Genomic DNA, 25,160 nt, shown 5'->3' with positions numbered 1-25,160 from the left:
CCATCCAATTTTTACCAACGATAATAGGGAATTATCGTTAGTAAAACAGAATATTTATATTAAACAATACATTGTATGTATTAAATATTAATTCAAGGAAGTTTTCAGCATGCTCACCCCCATAAAAAGCCCTGCGGTGGCTTTAGAGCCCAGCCAACTTTCCGAAATGACCGCCCGCGCCGTGGATGAGCTGCTGCGCGAGGGGGAATCGGCCAATACGCTGGCCAGCTATCGCTCGGCGCTGCGGTACTGGGCCGCGTGGTTCAACCTGCGCTACGGGCGCCCCATTGCGCTGCCCGTAACGCCCAGCGTGGTGCTGCAGTTTGTGGTGGACCACGCCCAGCGCACCACCGAGACAGGCCTTGTGCACGAGCTGCCCACCGCGCTGGATGCAGCCCTGGTGGGCGCGGGCTTCAAAGGCAAGCTGGGCCCGATGGCACTCAATACCCTGGTGCACCGCGTGGCCGTGCTGTCCAAAGCACACCAACTGCGAGGGTTGGACAACCCCTGCCAAGACCCCAAAGTGCGTGAGCTGCTGAGCAAAACCAGGCGCGCCTACGGCAAACGTGGCGCCCTGCCGCAAAAGAAAGACGCGCTGACCAAAGCCCCGCTGATGGCCATGCTGGAGACCTGCGACGCCAGTCTGAAAGGGCGACGTGACCGGGCCCTGCTGCTGTTTGCGTGGGCCACGGGTGGGCGGCGGCGCTCTGAAGTGGCGGCAGCCGATATGAAAAGCCTGCGCAAGACGGGGCCCGCATCGTTCACTTACGCCCTCACCCACTCCAAGACCAACCAGAGCGCGGCAGACCGGCCCGAGAACTACAAGCCCCTGGAAGGCCTGGCCGCTGAAGCCCTGCAGGCATGGCTGAAGGCATCGGGCATTCAATAAGGCGCCATCTTCAGGCAGGCCAAGAAAGGCGGTAGCGTGGGCGCACCGCTGTCCGCAGCGTCCGTGCGGGACATTGTTCGCCGACGCGCCACAGCCGCTGGTTTGCCTGACGTGTACTCAGCACATTCTTTGCGCTCGGGCTTTGTGACGGAAGCCACCACGCAAAATATTCCCCTCGCAGACACCATGGCCATGACGGGCCACCGGAGTGTGGCGAGCGTGCTGGGCTACTTCAGGGCGTCAGGCAGCAACCCCGCAGCGTCGCTGTTGGAGCGTCAGGATGATCCCGCCTGAAAACACCCACAACGCACTCAAACCAAACCCTCAAAACGCGGCCTGCGCCAGGCTGAACAGCTGGGCGGACCGCGCCCCGGATCGGCAAAACGCCAGGACGGGACTGGGCATGGTGCGCAGCACCTCACCCATGGCCTGGGCTTGCTCGGCCGTGATGGCCCCGCCCACCACAGGCAGATAAACATATTGCAAGCCCGCTGCTTGTGCGGCCCCGGCCAGGTCTGCGCTGCGCGGCTGGGCGGGGCCGCCCTCTTCGTCCGGGCGATTGTTCACCACGGTTTTGTAGCCTTGCGATGCAACCTGCGCCATGTCTTGCGCCTGCAATTGGGGTGACACGGCAAAGTCTTGCGTCACAGCGATGAAGGAAGGCGCCATTTCAATGTCCCTTGGTGGAAGTGCGTTGGGCTTGGCGCTCCAACACCTCAAAAAGCCACATGCCTGCCAGCATGGCCGCGACAAAGGCCATGGCCTTGGGCTGGCCTGCGGCAGCCGAGACGATGGCTGGGCCCGGGCAAAAGCCCGCCAGCCCCCAGCCCACGCCAAACACCAGGCTGCCCAGCACCAGGCGCTTGTCTATATCTCGCGCGGTGGGCACATGCATGGCCCCTCCCAAAAAGCTGCGGGTGCGTTTTTTGGCCACGGCAAATGCAAAAGCACCTACGGCAATGGCCCCGCCCATGACAAAGGCCAACGAAGGGTCCCACAGCCCCGCCAGATCAAGAAAGCCCAGCACCTTGCCGGGGTCGGTCATGCCCGACAGGATCAAGCCCAGGCCAAAGAGCAGGCCCACCAAAAACTCAGACAGACGGTTTTTCATTTCGAGTCTTTCAAAACTTGGCGCTGCTGGACATCAGCCCAGCCAATGGCGCACCACATACACAGCCACAAACCCTGCGCCCATGAACGACACCGTCGCCACCAAAGAGCGCGGCGACAAGCGCGACAGGCCACACACCCCATGCCCACTGGTGCAGCCCGACCCGTAGCGGGTGCCCATGCCCACCAGCAAACCCGCAACCAGCACCATGGCCCAGCTGGCGTCCACCCGCACAGCAACGGAGCCCGCCAGCGCAAACCACAAGGCTGGTGCGGCCACCATGCCCAGCACAAACGACAGCCGCCAGCCCACATCGCCCGCACGTGGCCGCAGCAGCCCACCCACAATGCCGCTGATGCCCAGGATGCGCCCGTTGACGAGCACAAACACGGCGGCGGCCACGCCCAGCATCAGCCCGCCAGCCAGCGACATCCAGGGCGTGAAATGGCTCCAATCGATGGTCATGTTCAAGCCTCCTCGGTGGCTGCGGCCGCTGCAGCGGGGGCGCAAAACTGTTCAAACAACACCCCCATCACCGCCAGCGCCTGGGGGCTGGCAATGGCGTAGTAAATGTTCTTGCCCTCGCGCCGGGTGCTGACAAGGCCCTCTTCCCGCAGCACCCCCAGCTGCTGAGACAGCGTGGGCTGGCCAATGCCCACCAATGCCTCCAGCTCGCCCACGCGCTTTTCGCCTTCAGTCAATTGGCACAGCAGCAGCAGGCGGTCGGGGTTAGAGAGCGCTTTCATCAGGCGGCAAGCGGCATCTGCCGAGCTGCGCAGGGTTTCCAGGTCCATGGTGGCGTGGGTTTCAGCGGTCATGGGCATCGGCTCCGGTTTTTAATTTCATTGACGATAGTCTATTGACAAACAATATATCAGTCAACATACTATCTTCAACTTAATTGAAGGCATGAGGCATTCAACGTGAACCCCACCGTGAAAGCATTCTTTGACGCAGCCACCTGGACGGTGAGTTACGTGGTCTACGACCAACCCGGCGGCCACTGCGCCCTGGTGGATTCGGTGCTGGACTACGACGCCAAGTCGGGCCGCACCAGCACCCGCTCAGCCGATGCGCTGCTGGCCTTTGTGGCACAGCAGTCGCTCACGGTGCAGTGGATTCTGGAAACCCATGCCCATGCCGACCACCTCTCCGCCGCCCACTACCTGCGGGGAAAAGTGGGCGGAAAAATGGCCATCGGCGCAGCCATCACACAGGTGCAAAAGGTGTTCAAAGGCATCTTTCACCTGGAGCCTGCATTCCAGCCCGACGGCCGCCAGTTCGACCACCTGCTCCAGGACGGTGAAGTGTTTGCCATCGGCAACCTGCAAGCCCAGGCCCTGTCGGTGCCCGGGCACACCCCGGCCTGCATGGCCTTCCAGGTGGGGGATTCGGTGTTTGTGGGCGACACCCTGTTCATGCCCGATGTGGGCACCGCGCGCTGCGACTTCCCGGGCGGCAATGCGCACCACCTGTACCAATCCGTGCGCAAGCTGCTAAGCCTGCCAGCAGCCACGCGCCTGTTCATGTGCCACGACTACCCGCCGCCTGGCCGTCAGCCTACCTGGCAATGCACGGTGGTCGACCAGCGGGCGCACAACATCCACCTGCACGACGGTGTCACAGAAGCTGAATTTGTCAGCCTACGCACCCGCCGCGACGCCACGCTGGAGATGCCAGCGCTGATCCTGCCAGCCGTGCAAGTCAACATCCGCGCGGGCGCCCTGCCCCCGGCCGAGGACAACGGCGTGGCCTATCTGAAGATTCCGCTGAACGCCCTGTAACGCAGCCAGCCCCACGCAACCCTTTGCAGCGCCGTGCTGCAAAGGCATCACCAGGGCGCCCTCCAAGGCGCCCCGACAACCCGGAGGAAAGAAACCATGAAATTCAATGTAGGAACCGTGGACCGCGCGCTGCGCATCGTGGCAGGCCTGGTGCTGATTGCGCTGGCCGCAACGGGGGTGGTGGGCTGGTGGGGCTGGCTGGGCGTGATTCCCTTGGCCACCGGGCTGTTCCGCTTTTGCCCGGCGTACACCCTGCTGGGCATCAACACCTGCCCTCTGAACAAATAGCCCATAAAAAGCACAGAAAAGGCCCATCCATGAGTACGTTTGACCACACAGGCCTGATGCAAGGCATCAATGAAAGCCTGTCCACCTTCCGCAAGGCCCAGCCCGACACCATGCGGGGCTTTTCGCAGCTGGCGCAGGCCGCCATGGCCGAGGGCGCGCTGGGCGCCAAGCACAAAGAGCTGATTGCACTGGCCATTGGCGTCAGCCAGCGCTGCTCAGGGTGCATCGGCTTTCACGTCAAGGCCTTGCTCAAACTGGGCGCCACCCGCCAAGAGGTGGAAGAGATGCTGGGCGTGTGCGTGTACATGGGCGGCGGCCCCTCGCTCATGTACACCGCCGAAGCCCTGGCGGCTTGGGACAAGCTCGCAGTCGCCAGCCATTGAGCATAAAAATGGGCGCTAGCGCTTGATAATAAAGCGCGAGAAGCTACTATTTTTATAGCATACCTCCCCACTAGCGCCGCCCAGGTAGTGGCTGGCTGCGGAGCCTGCGCCGGATGCCACGCACGGGCCCATCGCGCAAATTTCCCTTACGCGGTTAACAATTGGCTGATATAACTTACATATTGCCAAGAAGCTTGCACCACCCCGGCAGCAAGGCCGCTACGTAGAGGGAGAGAGTCATATGGCTGCCGACCACCGCAAACGCAGCGCACTGCGCGCCTGGGCCTTGCGCACGTTGCCATTCGCCGCGCCACTGTTGCTGGTAAGCCATGTGGCCCAGGCGCTGGACAAGCCCACCGGCCCCGTGGTGCTCACGGTAGAGGGCAACATCAGCGCGCCCAACCAGGGGGCCAAAGCGCAGTTCGATATGCCCATGCTGGAGAAGCTGCCCCAGCACACCTTCACCACCCGCACCCCGTGGTACCCCGACGCCGTCACCTTCACTGGCCCTCTGCTGCGCGATGTGCTGGCCGCTGCGGGCAGCAAGGGCAATGCCATCACGGCAGTGGCGCTCAATGACTACAAGACGGAAATCCCGATGGACGATGTGCATCGGCATGAGGTGATCGTGGCCCGGCTGATGAACAACCGCCCCATGCCCGTGCGCGAGAAAGGCCCGCTGTTCATCATCTACCCCTTTGACACAAAGGCCGAGTTGCGCACCGAGCTGTACTACAACCGCGCCGCCTGGCAGCTCAACGCGCTGCGCATCCGTTAACGCCATCAGGAGGCCCGCATGCTGCGCAGCAAGCACTTCCTGAAACTCATCATCGCCAGCCTGGTGCTGGCCTACGTGGCCATTGCGGCGGTGCAATACCAGCAGTACCGCAGCGTGGAAGCCGTGATGCGCCGTGGCGACGTGAATGCGCTGTGGTCGTTTTTGCAGCTCAATGTGGAATACGAGCGCCTGGACCACGCGCTGCACCAGTTTGTGCTGGACCCAGAAAGCACCTCGCTGGACGCCGTGGCCCTGCGCTACGACCTGTTCCTCAGCCGCTTCAGTGCGCTCGAAAGCGGCAGCGCCCGCATCCTGATGCAAAACGAGCCCATTTATGGGCAAGCGCTGCGGGCGCTGCAACAGTTCGTCGCTGCGGGCGATGACTACTTTGGCCAGAGCGTCGATGTGCCATCGGGCCAAAAGAACATGCGCCTGTTGCGCACCCAGCTGGCCGAGCTGCGCGAGACGGTGCAAGAGCTGGCCTTGAATGCCTCGCGCCTGTCGGCCCTGCTGGGCGACCAGCGCAATGAAGAAGTGCAGAACCAGACGCTGATGACCACCGGGCTGACCAGCTTTCAGGCGCTGCTCACGTTTTTGCTGGCGTTTGCGATGGCGGGCCAGTTTGTGGCGCGCGAGCGGGCCAAGTCGCAGGCCATGCTGGCGCAGGCCGAGTTGGTCGAAGCCCTCAAGCGCAACGAAGAGGCACTGGAAGCACGCGTGGCCCAGCGCACCACCGAACTGCAGCAGGCCAACGAAGCCCTGCGCGAGCACGAGGAAGAGCTGGTCATCGCCCGGGCCAAGGCTGAAGACGCCTCTCAGATGAAGTCGGATTTTTTGGCCAACATGAGCCATGAAATCCGCACCCCCATGAACGCCGTCATCGGCATGAGCCACCTGGTGCTGGGCACCGAGCTGACGGCGCGCCAGCGCGACTACGTGCAAAAAATCCAGCGCTCCGGCCACCACCTGCTGGGGCTGATCAACGACATCCTCGACTTCAGCAAGATCGAGGCGGGCAAGCTGGAAGTGGAAGTGCTGGACTTTGACCTGCGCGGTGTGCTGGACAACGTGGCCAACCTGATTGGCGACAAATGCGCCGCCAAAGGGCTGGAGTTGATGTTTGACGTGGACCCCGACCTGCCCGACAACTTGCGCGGCGACCCACTGCGGCTTGGGCAGATCTTGGTGAACTACGCCAACAACGCCGTCAAGTTCACCGACCAGGGCGAGATCGTGGTGCGCGTACGCCAAGACAGCGCGGACGACAACACCCTGGTGCTGCGCTTTGAGGTGCAAGACACCGGCATCGGGCTCACACCCGAGCAGCAGTCCCGCCTGTTTCGCTCGTTTGAGCAGGCTGACTCGTCCACCACCCGCAAATACGGCGGCACCGGCCTGGGGCTGGCCATCTCCAAAAGCCTGGCAGAACTCATGGGCGGCGCGGTGGGCGTCACCAGCGCCCCAGGCCAAGGCAGCACCTTCTGGTTCACCGCCCGCCTGGGGCTGAGCGAGGCCCGCCAACAGCCCCTGCTGCCCTCGCCCGACCTGCGCGGGCGCAGGGTGCTGGTGGCCGACGACAGCGACCAGGCCCGCCACATCCTGTCGGTGCTGCTAGGGCGCATGAGCTTCGTCGTCACCACCGCCCGCAGCGGCCAAGAAGCCCTGGCCCTGGCCCGCAGCGCTGCAGCCGCAGGCGCTCCGTTTGAAATTGCCTTTCTCGACTGGAAGATGCCGGGCATGGACGGGTTCGAGACCCACCGGCAGCTCGCGCAGCTGCCCCAGCCGCCGGTGCCCGTCATCGTCACCGCCCATGGGCGCGAAGAGGCCCGCAAAGAGCTGGAGCACAGCGGCATTGCTCTCATGCTCACCAAGCCTGTTAGCCCCTCGCAGTTGCTGGATGCGGCCATGCAGGCCCTGGGCGGCCTGCGCACCGAGGTGCGCCAGGCACCGCATTCGCCCAGCAGTGCGTCGGTGCTGCAGGCCATCCGGGGAGCCCGGGTTTTGCTGGTGGACGACAACGACCTCAACCAGCAAGTGGGGGCAGACCTGCTGACCGACGCGGGCCTGGTGGTGGACGTGGCAGACAACGGCCAGGTGGCGCTCGACAAGCTCGCCCACACCGCTTACGACGCCGTGCTGATGGACATGCAGATGCCCGTGATGGACGGGCTGACCGCCACCCGCCTTCTGCGCGAAAACCCCGCCTGGGCCCAGTTGCCCGTGCTGGCCATGACGGCCAACGCCATGAGCACCGACCGCGAAAAATGCCTGCAGGCGGGCATGAACGGCCACATCGCCAAACCCATCGACCCAGACGAGCTGTTTGCCACCCTGCTGCGCTGGATTGCACCGCGCACCATCGAAGCGCCCCCTGCAGCCCCTGCCGCAGGACATGGCACACCCGCACCGCCCAGCACCGATGCCACCGAGCCACCCGTGGACGACCCGCTGGAGCGCATCCACGGGCTGGACACGGCCGCAGGCCTGCGGCGCGTGCTCGATAAACGGGCCGCCTACGTGGCGCTGCTGCGCAAGTTTGTGGCGGGGCAGGCATCGGCCATTGCCACCACGCGCAGCCAACTGGCGGCGGGGCAGCGCGATGCCGCGCAGCGCAGCATGCACACGCTCAAAGGCACGGCAGGCACCATCGGAGCCAGCCCACTGGCAACACTGGCCGAGGCAGCCGAACAGGCCTTGGCCCAGGGCCAGCCCGACAGCACCATCGAAGCGCGGCTGCAGTCAGCCGACACCGCCTGCAACACCTTGGTGGCGGCCTTGCAAAGCGCCCTGCCCCGGGAGGCTGCTGAGCCAGCCGATGTGCCAGAAGCACCAACCTCCAGCGCAGCCACCTCGCAACTGTTGGAGCGGCTGGACGCCCTGCTGGCCGACGACGACTCAGACGCCATCGAGCTGTTCAAGGAATCGGCCCCCGCCCTGCGCGCGGCCCTGGGGCCCCTGTATGCCGAGATGGAACGGGCGCTGGACAACTACCAACTGGTCGAAGCCCTGGCCGCCCTGCGCACCGTGCCCCATGCAGATGCCAAGGCTATTGCTTGAACACCCTGAACGCCTGAACGATAGATAACCACAACACGCAAGGAGGTCCGCCATGAACAGCCCACTCGAACCCAACGGCAAATGCACCGTGCTGGTCGTGGACGACACGCCCGACAACCTCTCGCTGATGAGCGGCCTGCTGCGCGCGGACTACAAGGTCAAACTGGCCCCCAGTGGCGAGCGGGCCCTGCAAATTGTGGCGGGCGAGAGCAAGCCCGATCTGATCCTGCTGGACATCATGATGCCGGACATGGACGGCTACGAGGTGCTGCGGCGCCTGCAGTTCAACCCCGAGACCGAAGACATTCCCGTCATCTTCCTCACCGCCATGAGCGCGTCAGACGACGAAACCACCGGGCTGGAACTGGGCGCGGTGGACTACATCACCAAGCCCATCAACCCCGCCATCACGCTGGCGCGGGTGCGCAACCATCTGCAGCTCAAGCGCGCCCGCGACCTGCTGGCCCACCACAACCACTACCTGGAGCAAGAGGTGGCCCGGCGCACCCGCCAAGTGGCCGAGCTGCAGGACGTGACCATCCGTGCCATGGCCTCGCTGGCCGAAACCCGCGACAACGAAACCGGCAACCACATCCGCCGCACCCAGCACTATGTAGAGGCGCTGGCGCGCAAGCTGCAAAACCACCCGCGCTTTGCAGAAGAGCTAAGCGAAGCGGCCATCGCCATGATCTTCAAGTCCGCCCCGCTGCACGACATTGGCAAGGTGGGCATTCCTGACCGCATCCTGCTCAAGCCCGGCCCACTCACCCCCGAAGAGTTTGAAGTGATGAAGACGCACACGACGCTGGGGCTGGAAGCCATCTTGTCGGCCGAGCGCGAGACCACGCAGGACAACCCGTTTTTTCGCTACGCCAAAGAGATCACCTACAGCCACCAGGAAAAATGGGACGGCTCAGGCTACCCCCTGGGCCTGGTGGGCAACACCATTCCACTTTCTGCCCGCCTCATGGCCGTGGCCGATGTGTACGACGCGCTGATCTCGGTGCGCGTGTACAAGCCGGCCTACAGCCATGAGCAAGCGGTGCAGATCATCCAGGACGGGCGCGGCAGCCACTTCGACCCTGACATGGTGGACGCCTTTTTGACACTGTCTGAGGAGTTTCGGCGCATCGCCTTGCGCTTTGCCGATGGTGAGCCCGCCCTGCACCAGGAAGCCGACCGCATGGCGGCCGATCTGCCCGCCGAGGCCATCGAAACCATCGTGCTGGACACCCGCAAGTAGTCTGCGCGGGCGATTACCCGCCCCGCGCCTTGTCTCAGCCGCAGGTGCTATCGCACGGCACAGCGTGGTGTGCTGCGCCGCCCGTCACGCCGTCCTCTTGGGCCTGGGTGCGGTGCCCGTTCAGCCCCAGTTTGGCCAGCAGCTGCACGTCGGCATCCACATCGGGGTTGCCCGTCACCAGCAGCTTGTCGCCATAAAAGATGGAGTTGGCACCGGCCATGAAGCACAGCGCCTGCACGGCTTCGCCCATTTGCTGGCGCCCAGCCGACAGGCGCACGCGCGCCTTGGGCATGGTGATGCGGGCCACGGCAATCACGCGCACAAAGTCAAACGGGTCGATGGGGTCGCTGTCGGCCAGCGGCGTGCCCGGCACGCGCACCAGGCTGTTGATGGGCACGGATTCGGGGTACGGCTGCAGGTTGGCCAGCTGCGCGATCAGGCCTGCGCGGTGCACGGGCGCCTCGCCCATGCCCACGATACCGCCGCAGCACACGCTGATGCCCGCGCTGCGCACGTTCTGCAGCGTGTCCAGCCGGTCCTGGTAGGCGCGCGTGCTCACCACGTCGGTGTAGTACTCGGGGGCGGTGTCGAGGTTGTGGTTGTAGTAGTCCAGCCCGGCATCCTTGAGCGCCTGCGCCTGGTGCGATTCGAGCATGCCCAGCGTGGCGCAGGTCTGCAGGCCCAGGCCCTTCACGGCACCGATCAGGGCGCTGACTTTCTCGATATCGCGGTCCTTGGGCGCACGCCAGGCGGCACCCATGCAAAAACGCGTGGCGCCCGCGTCCTTCGCGGCCTGGGCGGCACGCACCACCTCATCCACCTCCATCAGCTTTTCGGCCTTCACGCCGGTGTCGAACTCGGCCGCCTGCGGGCAGTAGCCGCAGTTTTCGGGGCAGCCGCCGGTCTTGACCGACAGCAGCGTGGCCAGCTCGATGTCACCGGCGGGCCAGTGCTGGCGGTGCACGGTCTGTGCTTCAAACAGCAGGTCCATCAAGGGCTTGTCGAGCAGCGCCTGGATGGCCTCGACCGACCAGGGGCCTGCAGGCTGCGGCATGGCTGCGGGGCGGCGGTGCAACTGCACAGCCTGTGGCGTGGCGGCAGTGGGGGTAGTGAATCCGGACATGGGGTGCTCCTTCAATGCATCTGCCTGCACCCACCGCACTAAGCGGCACGCGGGCAATGAGGGTGATGCGATGTCAGCGGCCCCAGCGTTGGGTTACGGCTTGGACCATGCATCGCGATGAAGTGCGGATTCTCAAACGAAAAAAGGTGCAGCAGCGCGCCACAGGGTCACAAAAAGTGCCAAGAAAAATGGCGCTTTATCAGCAGGCAATTTCAGTGATTTTTCTGGGCACAAAGGCAGCCGTTGACGCCAACTTCGATGCAATTGCATGCGCAGCTTGCTGCGCTTTGCAAGACCCTGCGGTAACTGCAGACATCCCTGCGCCAACTGCAGTCAACACGCAGGGCAAGCGCCGGGAGATAGCGCAGGTTTGCACGTGAAGTTGGGTGGATTTGGCCTGCGATGCCTGCGTGATGGCCGCCCATTGGCAAAAACCGCAGCGAAAAGATGGCAGAGGCTGCACCCAGCGGCCTCATACCCCCTCACACAGCCCTCTGCCCAGGCTCAGCACTCAAAACCGTAATCGCGGCGGTAGCGCTGAGCGTCGGCGGCCGGCATGTGTTTGAACATGACGCACACGGTGTAGCTGCCCTTTTGCTTGCCGCCCTGCACATAGCCCCAGTCCGACACATCGGCCCGGGTGAACTGCACGTTCTGCCCATTCTCCAGGTGCGTGACATAGCGGGGCTGGCCCGCCAGGGTGCCTGTGAAGCCTTTGGAAGTGACCTGGAACGGCGTGACCCAGATGTGCTCGTCGTTGCCGCCCCCTGAGAACTTCACCTTGATCTTGAAGCCGTCAGCGCCTGCGGGCGGCTTGGCGTGGATCTTCAAAAAGTCATCCAGCGTGGCGCGGGCCTTGTCAATCGCTTCTTCCATTTCCGCGTCTTGCGAAGAAATGTTGTAGACCTTGTCCTTGATCTTGCCCCCCTGCCCCTGGCTTTGTGCCTGGGTGGGCAAAGAGAAGGTCATCAACACCGAGACCGCACCGACGGCCAGCAAAGAGAGTTTCATGGACATTCGCACAAGGCTTGAACAAAGAAGCTGCGAATGTAAAACGGCGCAAAGCCCCGTGCCCCGGGCCGCACGAACGGCCTGGTCCCAAGGGTGAAAAACTGCACACGATGGCGCGCCAAAACAAAACGCCTTGCTGCGCAAGGCAGCAAGGCGTTGGCTTTGGCTTTGGCGTGGTCAGCGCAGCGGCTCAGCCCAATGCGGCAATCACATCCGCAGGCGCCTGCACCAGCTCAATCAACACACCCTCGCCCGCAATCGGAAACTCGTCGTTGCTCTTGGGGTGCAAAAACGTGATGTCGTAGCCTGCGGCGCCCTTTCGGATGCCACCAGGCGCAAAGCGCACGCCTTTGGCTGTGAGCCATTCCACCGCCTTGGGCAGGTCGTCGATCCACAGGCCAATGTGGTTGAGCGGCGTGGTGTGCACGGCGGGTTTCTTGTCAATGTCCAGGGGCTGCATGATGTCCACTTCCACCTTGAAGGCGCCCTTGCCCATGGCCAGAATGTCTTCGTCCACGTTCTCGCGCTCGCTCTGGAAGGTGCCGGTTTGTGTCAGGCCCAGCATGTCGACCCACAGGGTTTTCATACGCTGCTTGTCGGTGCCGCCAATGGCGACTTGCTGGATACCGAGGACTTTGAACGGGCGGGTACTAGCGCTCATGAATTACTCCTGAATTGATAGCTGCTAGCGCTTTTAGGATAAGTGCTAGAGGCCCATTTGATTTGAAATATGAACTGAAATATGGGCCACACCCCCGCTCACAGCTCACGCAGCAACCAGCTGCTGGCCATGGCGAAATACTCGCGCAGCCAAGCGTTGTAGCGGATGTAAAGCGGTGTGGGCGCCGCCACGGCCAGGGCGCGGGTGTAGCCGATCTTCTGGGCAATGCGCTGGGCGCGCAGGGTGTGAAAGTCGCTGGTCACCACCGCCACGGCAGAGTCCAGCCCCAAGCCCTGGGCTTGCAGCAATGGCAGGCTGTATTGCAGGTTCAGCTCGGTGCTGGTGCTGCGCTCTTCCTGAAGAATGCGCGCCGGGTCCAGGCCCTGCTCGCGCAGGTAGTTGCCCATGACCTGGCCTTCGCTCAGCGTTTCGCCAAAGTCCACCCCGCCCGACACCACCACCCAGGCCTGCGGGTGCGCGGCGGCCAGCGCGTGCGCTGTGTCCAGACGCGCCCGCAGCGCGGGCGATGGCTGCCCCTTGGGCGTGCCACTGCCCAGCACCACGATGGCCTGCGGAGTTACCGCCTTGTCAGCCTGGCCCAAGGCGTTCACCTGCTGCACCAGCACAGCCCAGAACACCCCTACGCTACACACCCATACCCCCAGCAAGAGCCAGCCAGTGCGCCACGCCAGGCGGCCCCAGCGCAAACGGTGAAACCCGTCACGCACCCCGTGCCAGCGCGCGCCCACAAAGCACAGCACCAGCCCCAGGGCCGCAGGCACGGTCACGCCCACCATGAAAAAGCCCATGGCCATCAGCACCAGGGCATCGGCCAGCAACACGCTGCCCACCAACAGGCAGGCGATGCGCGCCCAAGGCCAGCCACGGCGGCGCGCGCCACCGTGTCCGACAGCGCTGGCCGCCATGCCCAAGGGCTGGGTCACTGGAATTCCAGAATGATCTGGTCCACCGCCAGCGAATCACCCTTGCCCGCCGTGATCTTGCCCACCACGCCATCCTGTGCGGCAAAGAGGATGTTCTCCATCTTCATGGCTTCAATGACGGCCAGCTTCTCACCCGCTTGCACCTTCTGGCCGGGCTGCACCGCCACATCGACCAGCAGGCCGGGCATGGGCGAGAGCAGGAACTTGGACAGATCTGGCGGCGCCTTGAAGGGCATCAGCTTGTGCAGCCGCGCGCCCAGTGGCGACAGCACCAGTGCGTCGATCTGCGTGCCGTTGTGCGCAATGCGCAGCGCCAGCGGGTTCTTGCCCACGCCGCGCTCCACCTGGGCGGTAAAGCCCTGGCCGTTGCAGGCCCCCTGCACACGAATCTGGCCCAGCGTGGCGTTGCTACTGATTTGGTAGCTACTACCGCCCACTGTGACTGCGCTAGAGCCCGATTTGTCTTCAAAGTCAGACACCGTCACTTCGTGGTGCTGGTTTTGTCCCTCGGCGCCCAGCGTGACCACCACAAACTGCTCGCCCACCTTCACCTCGTGGCCCGCCAGTTGGCCGCTGATGCCGGAGGCGCGTGCACGGTAGCGGCGGTTCATGAACGCGGCCAGCGCCACCAGGAACAGCGGGTCGCTGTGCGGCACGTCTTCGGCGTGGAAGCCCTTGCCGTAGTTTTCGGCGATGAAGCCGGTGTTGAAGTCGCCCGTCACAAACTTAGGGTGCGCCAGCAGCGCGGCCTGGAACGGGATGTTGCTGCTGATGCCACGGATCACAAAGCCGTTGAGCGCGGCGCGCATCTTGGTGATGGCGTCGTTGCGGTCGGTGCCGTGCACGATGAGCTTGGCAATCATCGAGTCGTAGTACATGGGGATCTCGCCGCCCTCATACACGCCCGTGTCCACCCGCACGCCCAATTTTTTGGTCGTATCAGACTGGAACATGGATTCCTCCGGCGGCTGGAAGCGCACCAGGCGGCCGGTGGACGGCAGGAAATTGCGGAACGGGTCTTCGGCGTTGATGCGGCACTCAATGGCCCAGCCGTCGCGCTTCACATCGGCTTGCGTGAGGGGCAGCTTCTCGCCCGCCGCCACGCGGATCATCAGCTCCACCAGGTCGAGGCCGGTGATGCACTCCGTCACCGGGTGCTCCACCTGCAGGCGGGTGTTCATCTCCAAAAAGTAGAAGTCCTGGTCCTTGCCGACCACGAACTCCACCGTGCCCGCGCTCTGGTACTTGACGGCCTTGGCCAATTGCACCGCTTGCTCGCCCATGGCCTTGCGGGTGGCGTCGCTGATGAAAGGCGACGGCGCCTCTTCGATCACCTTCTGGTGGCGGCGCTGGATGGAGCACTCGCGCTCGTTCAGGTAGATCACGTTGCCGTGGCTGTCGCCCAGCACCTGGATCTCGATGTGGCGCGGCTCCTGCACAAACTTCTCTATGAAGATGCGGTCGTCGCCAAAGCTGTTGCGAGCTTCGTTCTGGCAGCTGGCAAAGCCTTCAAACGCTTCCTTGTCGTTGAACGCCACGCGCAAGCCCTTGCCACCGCCCCCGGCCGAGGCCTTGATCATCACGGGGTAGCCAATGCCCTTGGCAATCTCCACCGCCTGCTCAGGGCCAGCGATGGCGTCGTTGTAGCCCGGGATGGTGTTGACCTTGGCTTCGTTGGCCAGCTTCTTGGACGCGATCTTGTCGCCCATGGCCGCAATGGAATGGGCCTTGGGGCCGATGAACGCAATGCCTTCGTCCTCGCAGCGCTTGGCGAAGGCTTCGTTTTCAGAGAGGAAACCGTAGCCGGGGTGCACGGCCTGTGCGCCAGTCTGTTTGCAGGCCGCAATGATCTTGTCGGCCAGCAGGTACGACTCGCGGCTGGGCGCGGCGCCAATGTGCACGGCCTCATCGGCCAGCTTGACGTGGCGGGCTTCCTTGTCGGCGTCGGAATAGACGGCGACGGTGGCGATGCCCATTTTCTTGGCCGTTGCAATCACTCGGCAGGCGATTTCGCCACGGTTGGCGATGAGAATTTTTGTAAACATTGCTTTGCCCTACTCAACTTGGAGATCCCGCGAAGCGGCGGCTTCGCGGTGGTTGATACACATATTGCTTGGATATTGAGGAATCACCAGCACTTGCTCCACCGAGCATTCTGGATAGATCCATCGTCCCCAATTCGCCCTGAGCCATTCAACAGACAAAGAGCTTGCGTCAGGCTGAAACTTCGCTTCCAGAGGAAGTTCGATCAGCGTAAGCCCAGCTTTTTGCCCCGTACAGACAATCAAACTCAAACCGCAATCGGAGACCCGTGACTCCAGACACATCAAATCAACGACTGGCTCGTATGGCCACTGAGCAGCCGTAATTCGAAGCACAGTTCCGCGCCAAAGCCCTGGCACCACCAACTGCGACAGCGGCTGCCAATCGGCGCGAATTTGAGGCTGAAGATCAGCGGTGTCCATGCTCAAGCTCTCAGATCACAGCGGAATGTTGCCGTGCTTGCGCCACGGGTTTTCGAGCTTCTTGTCGCGCAGCATGACCAGACTGCGGCAAATGCGCTTGCGCGTCTCATGCGGCAGGATCACGTCGTCGATAAAGCCGCGTGCACCGGCCACAAACGGATTGGCAAAACGCTGCTTGTATTCGGCCTCACGCGCGGCCAGCTTCACGGGGTCGTTCTTGTCTTCGCGGAAGATGATTTCCACCGCGCCCTTGGCGCCCATCACCGCAATCTCGGCGTTGGGCCAGGCCAGGTTCACGTCGCCGCGCAGGTGTTTGGAGCTCATCACGTCGTATGCACCGCCGTAGGCCTTGCGGGTGATGACGGTGATCTTGGGCACAGTGCACTCGGCGTATGCGTACAGCAGCTTGGCGCCGTGTTTGATGATGCCGCCGTACTCCTGGCTGGTGCCGGGCATGAAGCCGGGCACGTCCACAAACGTGACCACGGGGATGTTGAACGCATCGCAAAAGCGCACAAAACGCGCGGCCTTGATGCTCGACTTGATGTCCAGGCAGCCCGCCAGCACCAGCGGCTGGTTGGCCACGATGCCCACGGTCTGGCCTTCCATGCGGGCAAAGCCGATGAGGATGTTCTTGGCGTACTCGGGCTGCAGCTCGAAGAAGTCCCCATCGTCCACCGTCTTGAGGATCAGCTCCTTCATGTCGTAGGGCTTGTTGGGGTTCTCGGGCACCAGGGTGTCCAGGCTCAGGTCCATGCGGTCAGCCGGGTCGTTGCTGGGGCGCACCGGGGCCTTCTCACGGTTGTTGAGCGGCAGGTAGTTGTACAGGCGGCGCAGCATCATCAGCGCCTCCACGTCGTTCTCAAACGCCATGTCGGCCACACCGCTGTTGGTGGTGTGGGTCACAGCGCCGCCCAGTTCCTCGGCGGTGACCTCTTCGTGCGTCACGGTCTTCACCACTTCGGGGCCGGTCACGAACATGTAGCTCGAATCTTTGACCATGAAGATGAAGTCGGTCATGGCGGGCGAGTACACGGCGCCACCGGCGCTGGGGCCCATGATCATGCTGATCTGCGGAATCACGCCGCTGGCCAGCACGTTCTTCTGGAACACGTCGGCATAGCCGCCGAGGGACGCCACACCTTCCTGGATGCGGGCGCCGCCCGAGTCATTGAGGCCGATGACCGGTGCGCCGACCTTCATGGCCTGGTCCATCACCTTGCAGATCTTTTCGGCATGGGTTTCGGAGAGTGCTCCGCCAAACACCGTGAAATCCTGGCTGAACACGAACACCAGGCGGCCGTTGATCATGCCGTAGCCCGTCACCACACCGTCGCCGGGGATCTTGTTGTCCTCCATGCCAAAGTCGGTGCAGCGGTGCTCGACAAACATGTCCCATTCCTCGAACGTGCCGTCGTCCAGCAACAGCTCGATGCGCTCGCGCGCGGTGAGCTTGCCCTTGGCGTGCTGCGCATCAATGCGCTTTTGCCCGCCGCCCAGGCGTGCGAGGGCACGCTTTTTCTCCAGTTGATCCAGGATGTCTTGCATGGTCGTCCTTTGGTGAATTCGGTTTATTGCTTACGATTTATTTGATAGCTGCTTGCGCTTGTCCAGCTTGCGCTAGCAGCAGATTTCGTGCTGCAGTCGATGCCGCAATGCGTCCTGCGGCCACATCGGCCTGCATCTGGGGCAGTAGCTCACGCACCTGCGGGTGCTGGCGAAACGCGAGCTTGAGGCCTGCGTCGATGCGCTCCCACATCCAGGACAGCGCCTGTTTCTCGCGCCGCGTGGCCAGGCGGCCGTTGGCGGATTGCAGCTGGCGGAACTGCGTGACGGCGGCCCAGAAACTGTCTACGCCCTGCCCCAGCAGCGCGCTGATTTGCACTACCTTCGGGTGCCACAGCGTTTCGTCGTGGTGGGCGTTCTCGGGGTTGCCGTGTTGGCTGAGCAGGCGCAGGCTCGATGTGATCTGCGCCTCGGCGCGCGTGGCGGCGTTCTTGTCGATGTCGGCCTTGTTGATGACCACCAGGTCCGCAATCTCCATCACGCCCTTCTTGATGGCCTGCAGGTCATCGCCCGCGTTGGGCAGCTGCATCAGCACAAACATGTCCGTCATGCCCGCCACCGCGATCTCGCTCTGGCCCACGCCCACGGTTTCGACAATCACCACGTCGTAGCCTGCGGCCTCGCAGACCAGCATGGCCTCGCGCGTCTTCTCGGCCACGCCGCCCAGCGTGCCGCTGGAGGGGCTGGGGCGGATGTAGGCCTTTTCGTGCACCGACAGGTGTTCCATGCGCGTCTTGTCGCCCAGAATGGAGCCGCCCGAGACGGTGCTGGAGGGGTCGATGGTGAGCACGGCCACGCGGTGGCCCTGGTCGATCAGGTACAGGCCCAGGGCTTCGATAAAGGTGGACTTGCCCACACCCGGAACGCCGCTTATGCCAAGGCGGAAAGCTTTGCCGGTGTGCGGGAGCAGCGCGGTGAGCAGCTCGTCTGCCTGCGCGCGGTGGTCAGTGCGGGTGGATTCGAGCAGCGTGATGGCCTTGGACATGGCGCGGCGCTGCACGACACCAGCGTCACCGGCGATACCGTCCAGCAAGCCGCTGACCGAAGGCTGCCGCGCAATCGTGGTCGGGGACGCGGTCATTCGGCACTCTCCAGAGACCGCCACTCGTAGTGCACATCTACGCCTTCCTCGCCCGTCTTCACGAAACCGTGGCGCTGGTAGAAGCGGTTGGCGTCACTGCGCTGCAGCGCAGTCACGCGCAGCACCCTGCCTTCACGGCGAGCCCTGTCCTGCACTTGGGACAGCACTGCAGCGCCTACACCAGCGCACTGCCAGTCAGGGTGCAAATACAGGTGCTGCAGTCGCAAAGCGCGCTCGCCCTCAGGGCGCACCGTGACAAATCCCATGCGATGTCCGTCGGGTGCCTGCAAATGTTGCATGTGTTCGGGCACGAAAGCCGCGCGCAGTCGTTCGCGAGAGCGCTCTGGGGTGTACCGCCCCACTCGCTCCAGGCTTTCACGCATGGCAGCCGTGCGCAACACCAGCATGGGCTCGAAGTCAGCCTCGACCACGGGATGCAAGGTGAATGCAGGGGTGTTCAATGCAACATCTCCAAACGGCACTCCACTAAGCGCGTGGGCGATACCTCACTCATGCTACGAAGGCCTTGCGAATCTGCTCCAGCACATCCTTCGCGCTGGCCGGAATCGGCGTGCCAGGGCCGTAGATGCCCTTCACACCCGCTTCGTACAGGTGCTCATAGTCCTGCGCCGGAATCACCCCGCCCACAAACACGATGATGTCGTCCGCACCCTGGTCCTTGAGCGACTGGATGATGGCGGGCACCAGCGTTTTGTGGCCTGCGGCCAGCGTGCTCACGCCCACGGCGTGCACGTCGTTCTCGATGGCCTGGCGGGCGCATTCCTCGGGCGTCTGGAAGAGCGGGCCCATGTCCACGTCAAAGCCTAAGTCGGCAAACGCGGTGGCCACCACCTTGGCGCCCCGGTCGTGGCCGTCCTGGCCCAACTTGGCGATCATCACGCGGGGGCGACGGCCTTGTTCTTCGGCAAAGGCGTTGATTTCGGTCTTGAGTTTGTCCCAGCCTTCGGCCGAGTCATAAGCGGCTGCGTACACACCGGTCACCTTTTGCGTATCGGCGCGGTGGCGCCCAAACACCTTTTCGAGCGCGTCAGACACTTCGCCCACGGTGGCGCGCAGGCGCACCGCCTTGATGGCCAAATCCAGCAGGTTGCCGCTGCCGTCTTCTGCTGCAGAAGTGAGAGCATCCAGCGCTTGCTGGACAAGCGCTGGGTCACGTTTTGCCCGGATATTTTTCAGGCGCTCAATCTGGCCGTCGCGCACCTTCATGTTGTCGATCTGCAGGATGTCGACCGGGTCTTCCTTGGCCAGCTTGTATTTGTTGACGCCAACAATCACGTCCTTGCCGCTGTCAATGCGCGCCTGTTTCTCGGCGGCAGCAGCCTCGATCTTGAGCTTGGCCCAGCCGCTGTCCACGGCCTGCGTCATGCCGCCCATGGCTTCGACCTCTTCGATGATCTTCCAGGCGGCATCCATCATGTCCTGGGTGAGCTTCTCCATCATGTAGCTGCCGGCCCAAGGGTCGATCACGTTGGTGATGTGGGTCTCTTCCTGGATGATGAGCTGAGTGTTGCGCGCGATGCGGGCACTGAACTCGGTAGGCAGCGCGATGGCTTCATCCAGCGCGTTGGTGTGCAGGCTCTGCGTGCCGCCGAACACGGCTGCCATGGCTTCGATGGTGGTGCGCACCACGTTGTTGTACGGGTCCTGCTCGGTCAGGCTCCAGCCGCTGGTCTGGCAGTGGGTGCGCAGCATCAGGCTCTTGGGGTTCTTGGCGCCGGTCTCTTTCATGATGCGGCACCACAGCAGGCGCGCAGCGCGCATCTTGGCCACTTCGAGGTAGAAGTTCATGCCGATGGCCCAGAAGAAGCTCAGGCGCCCGGCGAACTCGTCCACGTCCAGGCCCGAGGCGATGGCGGTCTTCACATATTCCTTGCCGTCGGCCAAGGTAAAGGCCAGCTCCAGCGCCTGGTTGGCCCCAGCCTCCTGCATGTGGTAGCCCGAGATCGAGATCGAGTTGAACTTGGGCATGTTCTTGGCCGTGTAGCCAATGATGTCGCCAATGATCCGCATCGAGGGCTTGGGCGGGTAGATGTAGGTGTTGCGCACCATGAACTCTTTCAGAATGTCGTTCTGAATGGTTCCTGAGAGTTGGTCTTGCGAGACGCCCTGCTCTTCGGCCGCCACCACGTAGCCTGCCAGCACGGGCAGCACGGCGCCATTCATGGTCATGGAGACGCTGACCTTGTCGAGCGGAATCTGGTCGAACAGGATCTTCATGTCCTCGACCGAATCGATCGCCACGCCCGCCTTGCCTACGTCGCCCGTCACGCGCGGGTGGTCGCTGTCGTAGCCCCGGTGGGTGGCCAGGTCGAAGGCTACCGACACACCCTGCCCGCCCGCGGCCAAGGCCTTGCGGTAGAAGGCGTTGGATTCTTCAGCGGTCGAGAAGCCTGCGTATTGGCGAATCGTCCAGGGGCGCACCGCATACATAGTGGCCTGGGGGCCGCGCAGGTAGGGCTCAAAACCAGGCAAGGTGTTGGCGTACGGCAGGCTGGCTGTGTCTTCGGCGGTGTACAGCGGCTTGACGGTGATGCCGTCGGGTGTCACCCAGTTCAAGGCGTTCACATCGCCACCGGGGGCCGACTTGGCCGCCGCCTTGGCCCATGCCTCTAGCGAAGCGGCAGCGAACTCGGGGGCGTTGTTGTGGGGTTTGTCACTCATGGCGAAAGCTTCTCCGAAGATGGCGTGGGTGCGTAAAACGGCGCGAGGGCTGGTCCCGATGTGGCGGCGAGTTTACATCATTCATAATTATTGATTCAAAATATTCCAGCCAGCTTACAATCCGGGCCATGTCTGCTGTCACCCTTACTCCCCGCGCGCTTTACGAAGAAGTTGCCGAGCAATTGCGCCAGCGCATCTTCCGGCGCGAGCTGCAGCCCGGCTGCTGGATTGACGAGCTCAAGATTGCGGAAGAGTTTGGTATCAGCCGCACCCCCCTGCGCGAGGCGCTGAAGGTGCTGGCCGCCGAAGGCCTGGTCACGATGAAGGTGCGCCGTGGCGCCTATGTGACGGAGATGAGCGAAAAAGACCTGCGCGACGTGTACCACCTGCTCAGCCTGCTGGAGAGCGACGCCGCAGGCGTTGTGGCCGAGCGTGCCACGCCCGAGCAGCAGCAGACCCTGCAAGCGCTGCACGCCGAGCTGGAAGGTGCTGTGGCCGACCGCGAAAAATTCTTTGCCGTCAACGAGCGCTTTCACATGCTGGTGCTGGAGATGGCGGACAACCGCTGGCGCAGCCAGATGGTGGCCGACCTGCGCAAGGTGATGAAGCTCAACCGCCACAACTCGCTGTTCAAACAAGGGCGCATCGAGGACTCGTTGGCAGAGCACCGGGCGATTCTGGAAGCCATGCTGGCGCGAGACGCAGCCGGCACCATGCAGGCCATGCAGACGCACTTTGCGCAGGGGCTGGAAGCCGCTACATAAAGGCTGACGTGAGCGGGCCAGGACCTGCTCGGCATTCCTGAGCACAGCAGTCATTGCAGGACGTAACGAAGCCTGCACGGTGGTTATCATGCCCGGCACCCAAAATTAGGGTTTGTACCAAGTCCTTTCCGAGCACACGGTCCATCCGATGCGTGCAGAGAGCCTCCCGGCGCCCCGCTTTCCTCCGCCCCATGACACCCTCCCCTCGCGATATCGCCAGCGTCCAGACGCTCCCCCAACTCCTGGCCTACCGCGTGGCCAGCACCCCTGAGGGCGAGGCCTATCGCGCCTTCAACCCGGCCACCCATGCCTGGGAGAGCTGGAGCTGGCAACACACGTCGCTGCAGGTGCAGCGCTGGTCGGCGGCCATTGGCGCCATGCAACTGCCCCAGGCCGCCCGCATCGCCATCCTGCTGCCCAATGGGCTGAACGCACTGTGCGCAGACCAGTCCACCTTGGCTACGGGCTGTGTGCCCGTGCCGCTGCATGCCATCGACAACCCCGGCAGCATTGCCTACATCCTGGCCGACTGCGAAGCCTCGATGCTCATCCTGGGCCAGCGTGCCCAATGGGACAAGATATGCGCTGTGGGCACGCCCTTCCCGGCCCTGCGCGCGGTGGTGTTCACGGATGAAGATGCCCCCGCAACCGAGGCCAGCGCGGCAGACAAGGCTGGCGCTTCAATGCCACTGGACGGCCCCTTGGTCGGCTCACTGGCGCAATGGCTGGAGGGGGCGGACCAAGCCCCCTCGCTGGCCCAGTGGCCCACTCCCACACCCCCAGGGGCCGATGACCTGGCGGCCATCGTCTACACCTCTGGCACCACCGGCAAACCCAAGGGCGTGATGCTGACGCACCGCAACGTGGTCAGCGATGTGAAGGCGGTGCTCGAGCGCATTGCCCCCACGGCGCAAGACGTATTTCTGTCGTTCCTGCCGCTTTCGCACACGTTTGAGCGCACGGGTGGCTACTACCTGCCCATTGCAGCGGGCAGCTGCGTGGCCTATGCCCGGTCGGTGCCGCTGCTGGCGGAAGACCTGCGCACGGTGCGCCCCACGGTGCTGGTGTCCGTGCCCCGCATTTACGAACGCATCCATGCCAAGGTGCAAGAAAAGTTGTCGCGTTCGCCCTGGAAAATGCAGCTGTACGAAGCCGCGCAAAGCAAGGGCTGGGCACGCTTTTGTGCCGCGCAGGGCCTGCCCGCCCCTGCGCCGGACGATGCCAAGGCCGCAGGCTGGATGGCCGCCCTGCCCTGGCCCTTGCTGCGCGCCCTGGTGGCTGCGCCGCTGATGGCCCAGTTTGGTGGCCGCGTGCGGGTGGCGGTGAGTGGCGGCGCCCCTCTGTCACCCACCATTGCCAAGTGCTTTTTGGGGCTGGGCCTGCCGCTGATCCAGGGCTACGGCATGACGGAGACATCCCCCGTGGTGTCGGTCAACGCGCCAGAAGACAACGACCCCGCCTGCGTGGGCAAGGCCCTGCCCGGCGTGGAGGTGCGCATTGGCGAGAACCGCGAGCTGCAGGTGCGTGGCCCCATCGTGATGAAGGGCTACTGGAAGCGCCCGGAGGACACCGCCAAAATCTTGAACGCCGACGGCTGGCTGGGCACGGGCGACCAGGCGGACATCGTGAACGGGCGCATCTATATCAAGGGCCGTATCAAGGAAATCATCGTCACCTCCACCGGCGAAAAGATCCCGCCGGGCGACCTGGAGCTGGCCATGCTGGCCGACCCGCTGCTGGAGCAAGCCTTTGTGGTGGGCGAGAACCGCCCCTTCATCGCCTGCGTGGCCGTGCTCAACCTGCGGGAATGGCAGCACCTGGCCGCCGACCTGGGGCTGAACCCGCAAGAAGCCGACAGCCTTCAGCACCCCAGCGTGCACCGCGCCGTGCTGGCTCGCATTGAAAAGAACACCGCCAGCTTTGCACGCTACGCCGTGCCCCGCGCCGTGCACCTGACGCTGGCGCCCTGGACGATTGAGAACACCTTCATGACGCCCACCCTCAAGCTCAAGCGCACCAACCTGATGGGGCATTTTGAGCAGGCGATTGAAGGCATGTACCAAAAGCCCGGCGGGCGTTGACGCACTGAGGCCTTAAAGCACCAGCGCACTGTCCCCCGCATAGGCCACTCCAAACCGGTTGGCCAAAAAATCTGCCAACGCCACCGCCTCTTGCCCCACAAAGCCTTGTTGCGGCAACCGGCCCTGGGCGACCAGGTCCAGCGCCGTGCAAATGCCTGCGGCAGTGGTGAGCTGGATGGCGCTGAGCCGGTGCCCCGCCAGCTCGGTGCCCACAATGTGGGCTGAGTACGACTCTTGCAGCAAACGCCCACCGCGCAGGCCCGAGGCGGTGGCAAACACCACGATCACGTCCTGATCGGTCGTGGGAATGGCGGTCTCCAGAATGTCCTTGAGCAAATCGCGCCGCTCGCGCAGGCGCAGGTCGTTGAGCAGCAGCTTGAGGATGGCGTTGTGGCCTGGGTAGCGGATGGATTGGTAGTCCACCTGCCGGGCCTTGCCTGCCAGCGTTTCGGTGAGCGTGCCCAAGCCACCCGAGGTGTTGAAGGCCTCGTACTCCACGCCATCCAGTGCAAAGGTTTCCAGGCCTTCGAGTGCGGGCACGGTGGTGCGCACGCCGTCCACAATGGCTTCGCAGGGGTTGCAGTACTCGTTGATGAGGCCCTCGGTGCTCCAGGTCAGGTTGTAGCGCAAGGCGCCCTGCGGGTAGCGCGGCAGTGCCCCCACGCGCATGCGCAGCGTGTGCAGGGTGTCAAAGCGCCGGGCCAGGTCGTTGCCCACAATGCCGATGAACCCAGGCGCCAGGCCGCACTGGGGCATCAGCACGCTGCGGGCATGGGCCGCCAGGGCGCGGATGGCCTGGGTGCTGGCAACGTCTTCGGTCAGGTCAAAGTAATGCACCCCTGCGGCGGCGCAAAGCGTTGCCACCGGCACGGCGCGGTGAAACGGCAGTGCGTTGAGCACGGCAAAGCAGCCGCCGATGGCGGCCTGCAGGCTGGCCTCATCTGTGGCCAGTTGGGTGGACACCCCCAGGGCCGCCGCCTCGGCCAGGCGCGCCGGGTCGCGGTCTACCACCAGGACGTCGTAGTCGCGGGTGTGCTGCAGCAACAGCGCCATGGCAAAGCCGATGTGGCCAGCGCCGAGGATGGTGACGGCGTGACGGGTGGAAGTGGTGGCCATGGCAGTGCTCCTGGTGTGGGCTTGCGGCATGCCCGCAAGCCGGTGTGAAAGATGCCCTGATCCTAGGCAAGGGTGCTGTCAATGTGTAGCAGCCAAACCGTCGAAAGATGGGTTTTGTTTTGTCATAGCGGCG

Annotated in this window: 24 protein-coding genes and 1 pseudogene; 10 read left to right on the top strand and 15 right to left on the bottom strand. The window is 63.7% G+C overall.

Annotated elements, in window-relative coordinates; all coding sequences use genetic code 11:
* Positions 1 to 109: 109 nt before the first annotated feature.
* Positions 110 to 1,183 (top strand): annotated as a pseudogene (locus tag EAG14_RS10150) (site-specific integrase).
* 30 nt (positions 1,184 to 1,213) lie between these two features.
* On the opposite strand, the gene EAG14_RS10145 reads toward EAG14_RS10150, so the two are convergent.
* From EAG14_RS10145 to EAG14_RS10130, 4 genes are read right to left on the bottom strand one after another with little or no spacing between them, the layout of a single operon-like run.
* Positions 1,214 to 1,558: a TIGR01244 family sulfur transferase gene (locus tag EAG14_RS10145; RefSeq protein ID WP_099655504.1), complete on the bottom strand. Its 345-nt coding sequence runs from the start codon at positions 1,556 to 1,558 to the stop codon at positions 1,214 to 1,216.
* 1 nt (position 1,559) lies between these two features.
* Entirely contained in the window at positions 1,560 to 2,000 is a 441-nt protein-coding gene (locus EAG14_RS10140) for a YeeE/YedE family protein (protein WP_099655505.1), read from the bottom strand.
* Between the two features lie 33 nt (positions 2,001 to 2,033).
* Positions 2,034 to 2,465 (bottom strand): YeeE/YedE family protein, encoded by a 432-nt coding sequence (locus EAG14_RS10135; protein WP_099655506.1) that lies wholly within the window; start codon positions 2,463 to 2,465, stop codon positions 2,034 to 2,036.
* A gap of 2 nt (positions 2,466 to 2,467) precedes the next feature.
* Complete coding sequence (locus tag EAG14_RS10130; RefSeq protein WP_121730408.1) at positions 2,468 to 2,818, bottom strand: helix-turn-helix transcriptional regulator; 351 nt, start codon at positions 2,816 to 2,818, stop codon at positions 2,468 to 2,470.
* Between the two features lie 105 nt (positions 2,819 to 2,923).
* On the opposite strand from EAG14_RS10130, the gene EAG14_RS10125 reads away from it, so the two are divergent.
* From EAG14_RS10125 to EAG14_RS10100, 6 genes are all read left to right on the top strand, one after another.
* A complete protein-coding gene (locus EAG14_RS10125; protein WP_121728760.1) occupies positions 2,924 to 3,784 on the top strand; it encodes an MBL fold metallo-hydrolase in 861 nt (286 codons plus the stop codon).
* 96 nt (positions 3,785 to 3,880) lie between these two features.
* Positions 3,881 to 4,072: a DUF2892 domain-containing protein gene (locus tag EAG14_RS10120; protein WP_099655508.1), complete on the top strand. Its 192-nt coding sequence runs from the start codon at positions 3,881 to 3,883 to the stop codon at positions 4,070 to 4,072.
* 29 nt (positions 4,073 to 4,101) lie between these two features.
* Positions 4,102 to 4,455 (top strand): carboxymuconolactone decarboxylase family protein, encoded by a 354-nt coding sequence (locus EAG14_RS10115; RefSeq protein WP_121728759.1) that lies wholly within the window; start codon positions 4,102 to 4,104, stop codon positions 4,453 to 4,455.
* 241 nt (positions 4,456 to 4,696) lie between these two features.
* Positions 4,697 to 5,233, top strand: a complete 537-nt coding sequence (locus tag EAG14_RS10110) for a molybdopterin-dependent oxidoreductase (RefSeq protein WP_121728758.1) — start codon at positions 4,697 to 4,699, stop codon at positions 5,231 to 5,233.
* Positions 5,234 to 5,251: 18 nt separating this feature from the next.
* The gene (locus tag EAG14_RS10105) at positions 5,252 to 8,290 is read left to right on the top strand and encodes a hybrid sensor histidine kinase/response regulator (RefSeq protein ID WP_121728757.1); all 3,039 of its coding nucleotides are present in this window, start codon (positions 5,252 to 5,254) and stop codon (positions 8,288 to 8,290) included.
* A 52-nt stretch (positions 8,291 to 8,342) separates the two neighbouring features.
* A complete protein-coding gene (locus EAG14_RS10100) occupies positions 8,343 to 9,533 on the top strand; it encodes a two-component system response regulator (protein ID WP_121728756.1) in 1,191 nt (396 codons plus the stop codon).
* A gap of 34 nt (positions 9,534 to 9,567) precedes the next feature.
* Here EAG14_RS10100 and bioB read toward each other — a convergent pair whose 3' ends face one another.
* Positions 9,568 to 10,656, bottom strand: coding sequence for a biotin synthase BioB (gene bioB, locus EAG14_RS10095; RefSeq protein WP_371414412.1), 1,089 nt, complete (start codon positions 10,654 to 10,656; stop codon positions 9,568 to 9,570).
* 107 nt (positions 10,657 to 10,763) lie between these two features.
* Between bioB and EAG14_RS22745 the strand changes: the two genes are divergently transcribed.
* Positions 10,764 to 11,036, top strand: coding sequence for a hypothetical protein (locus EAG14_RS22745; protein ID WP_162995951.1), 273 nt, complete (start codon positions 10,764 to 10,766; stop codon positions 11,034 to 11,036).
* Positions 11,037 to 11,160: 124 nt separating this feature from the next.
* Here the strand turns inward: EAG14_RS22745 and EAG14_RS10090 are convergent, their stop codons facing one another.
* From EAG14_RS10090 to scpA, 9 genes are all read right to left on the bottom strand, one after another.
* Positions 11,161 to 11,667 (bottom strand): YegJ family protein, encoded by a 507-nt coding sequence (locus tag EAG14_RS10090; RefSeq protein ID WP_162995950.1) that lies wholly within the window; start codon positions 11,665 to 11,667, stop codon positions 11,161 to 11,163.
* Positions 11,668 to 11,857: 190 nt separating this feature from the next.
* On the bottom strand, positions 11,858 to 12,328 hold the full coding sequence (locus tag EAG14_RS10085; protein ID WP_099741174.1) for a VOC family protein: 471 nt from the start codon (positions 12,326 to 12,328) through the stop codon (positions 11,858 to 11,860).
* A 98-nt stretch (positions 12,329 to 12,426) separates the two neighbouring features.
* Entirely contained in the window at positions 12,427 to 13,272 is an 846-nt protein-coding gene (locus EAG14_RS10080) for a YdcF family protein (protein ID WP_240456987.1), read from the bottom strand.
* Positions 13,269 to 15,317 (bottom strand): acetyl/propionyl/methylcrotonyl-CoA carboxylase subunit alpha, encoded by a 2,049-nt coding sequence (locus EAG14_RS10075; protein WP_121728754.1) that lies wholly within the window; start codon positions 15,315 to 15,317, stop codon positions 13,269 to 13,271. The genes EAG14_RS10080 and EAG14_RS10075 overlap by 4 nt, the downstream gene beginning before the upstream one ends.
* A 9-nt stretch (positions 15,318 to 15,326) precedes the next feature.
* Complete coding sequence (gene imm45, locus EAG14_RS10070) at positions 15,327 to 15,737, bottom strand: Imm45 family immunity protein (RefSeq protein ID WP_116749834.1); 411 nt, start codon at positions 15,735 to 15,737, stop codon at positions 15,327 to 15,329.
* 15 nt (positions 15,738 to 15,752) lie between these two features.
* Positions 15,753 to 17,285 (bottom strand): acyl-CoA carboxylase subunit beta, encoded by a 1,533-nt coding sequence (locus EAG14_RS10065; RefSeq protein WP_121728753.1) that lies wholly within the window; start codon positions 17,283 to 17,285, stop codon positions 15,753 to 15,755.
* Between the two features lie 37 nt (positions 17,286 to 17,322).
* Entirely contained in the window at positions 17,323 to 18,384 is a 1,062-nt protein-coding gene (gene meaB / locus EAG14_RS10060; protein WP_255408824.1) for a methylmalonyl Co-A mutase-associated GTPase MeaB, read from the bottom strand.
* Positions 18,381 to 18,845, bottom strand: a complete 465-nt coding sequence (locus EAG14_RS10055; RefSeq protein WP_369803813.1) for a GNAT family N-acetyltransferase — start codon at positions 18,843 to 18,845, stop codon at positions 18,381 to 18,383. Before EAG14_RS10055 ends, meaB begins: the two co-directional genes overlap by 4 nt.
* A 49-nt stretch (positions 18,846 to 18,894) precedes the next feature.
* Entirely contained in the window at positions 18,895 to 21,066 is a 2,172-nt protein-coding gene (scpA, locus tag EAG14_RS10050) for a methylmalonyl-CoA mutase (RefSeq protein WP_099741176.1), read from the bottom strand.
* A gap of 128 nt (positions 21,067 to 21,194) precedes the next feature.
* Here scpA and EAG14_RS10045 point away from each other — a divergent pair, with 128 nt between their 5' ends.
* Together EAG14_RS10045 and EAG14_RS10040 are read left to right on the top strand one after the other, a co-directional pair.
* Positions 21,195 to 21,830 (top strand): GntR family transcriptional regulator, encoded by a 636-nt coding sequence (locus tag EAG14_RS10045; protein WP_099741177.1) that lies wholly within the window; start codon positions 21,195 to 21,197, stop codon positions 21,828 to 21,830.
* A 191-nt stretch (positions 21,831 to 22,021) separates the two neighbouring features.
* On the top strand, positions 22,022 to 23,911 hold the full coding sequence (locus EAG14_RS10040) for a long-chain fatty acid--CoA ligase (RefSeq protein WP_121728752.1): 1,890 nt from the start codon (positions 22,022 to 22,024) through the stop codon (positions 23,909 to 23,911).
* A gap of 12 nt (positions 23,912 to 23,923) precedes the next feature.
* Here EAG14_RS10040 and EAG14_RS10035 read toward each other — a convergent pair whose 3' ends face one another.
* Positions 23,924 to 25,027: a saccharopine dehydrogenase family protein gene (locus EAG14_RS10035; RefSeq protein WP_121730406.1), complete on the bottom strand. Its 1,104-nt coding sequence runs from the start codon at positions 25,025 to 25,027 to the stop codon at positions 23,924 to 23,926.
* Positions 25,028 to 25,160 lie beyond the last annotated feature (133 nt).

The sequence above is a fragment of the Acidovorax sp. 1608163 genome (assembly GCF_003669015.1).
Taxonomy (GTDB): Bacteria; Pseudomonadota; Gammaproteobacteria; order Burkholderiales; family Burkholderiaceae_C; genus Acidovorax.
Note: the sequence above shows the minus strand (reverse complement) of the source record. Positions and strands in the feature narration are given on the sequence as shown.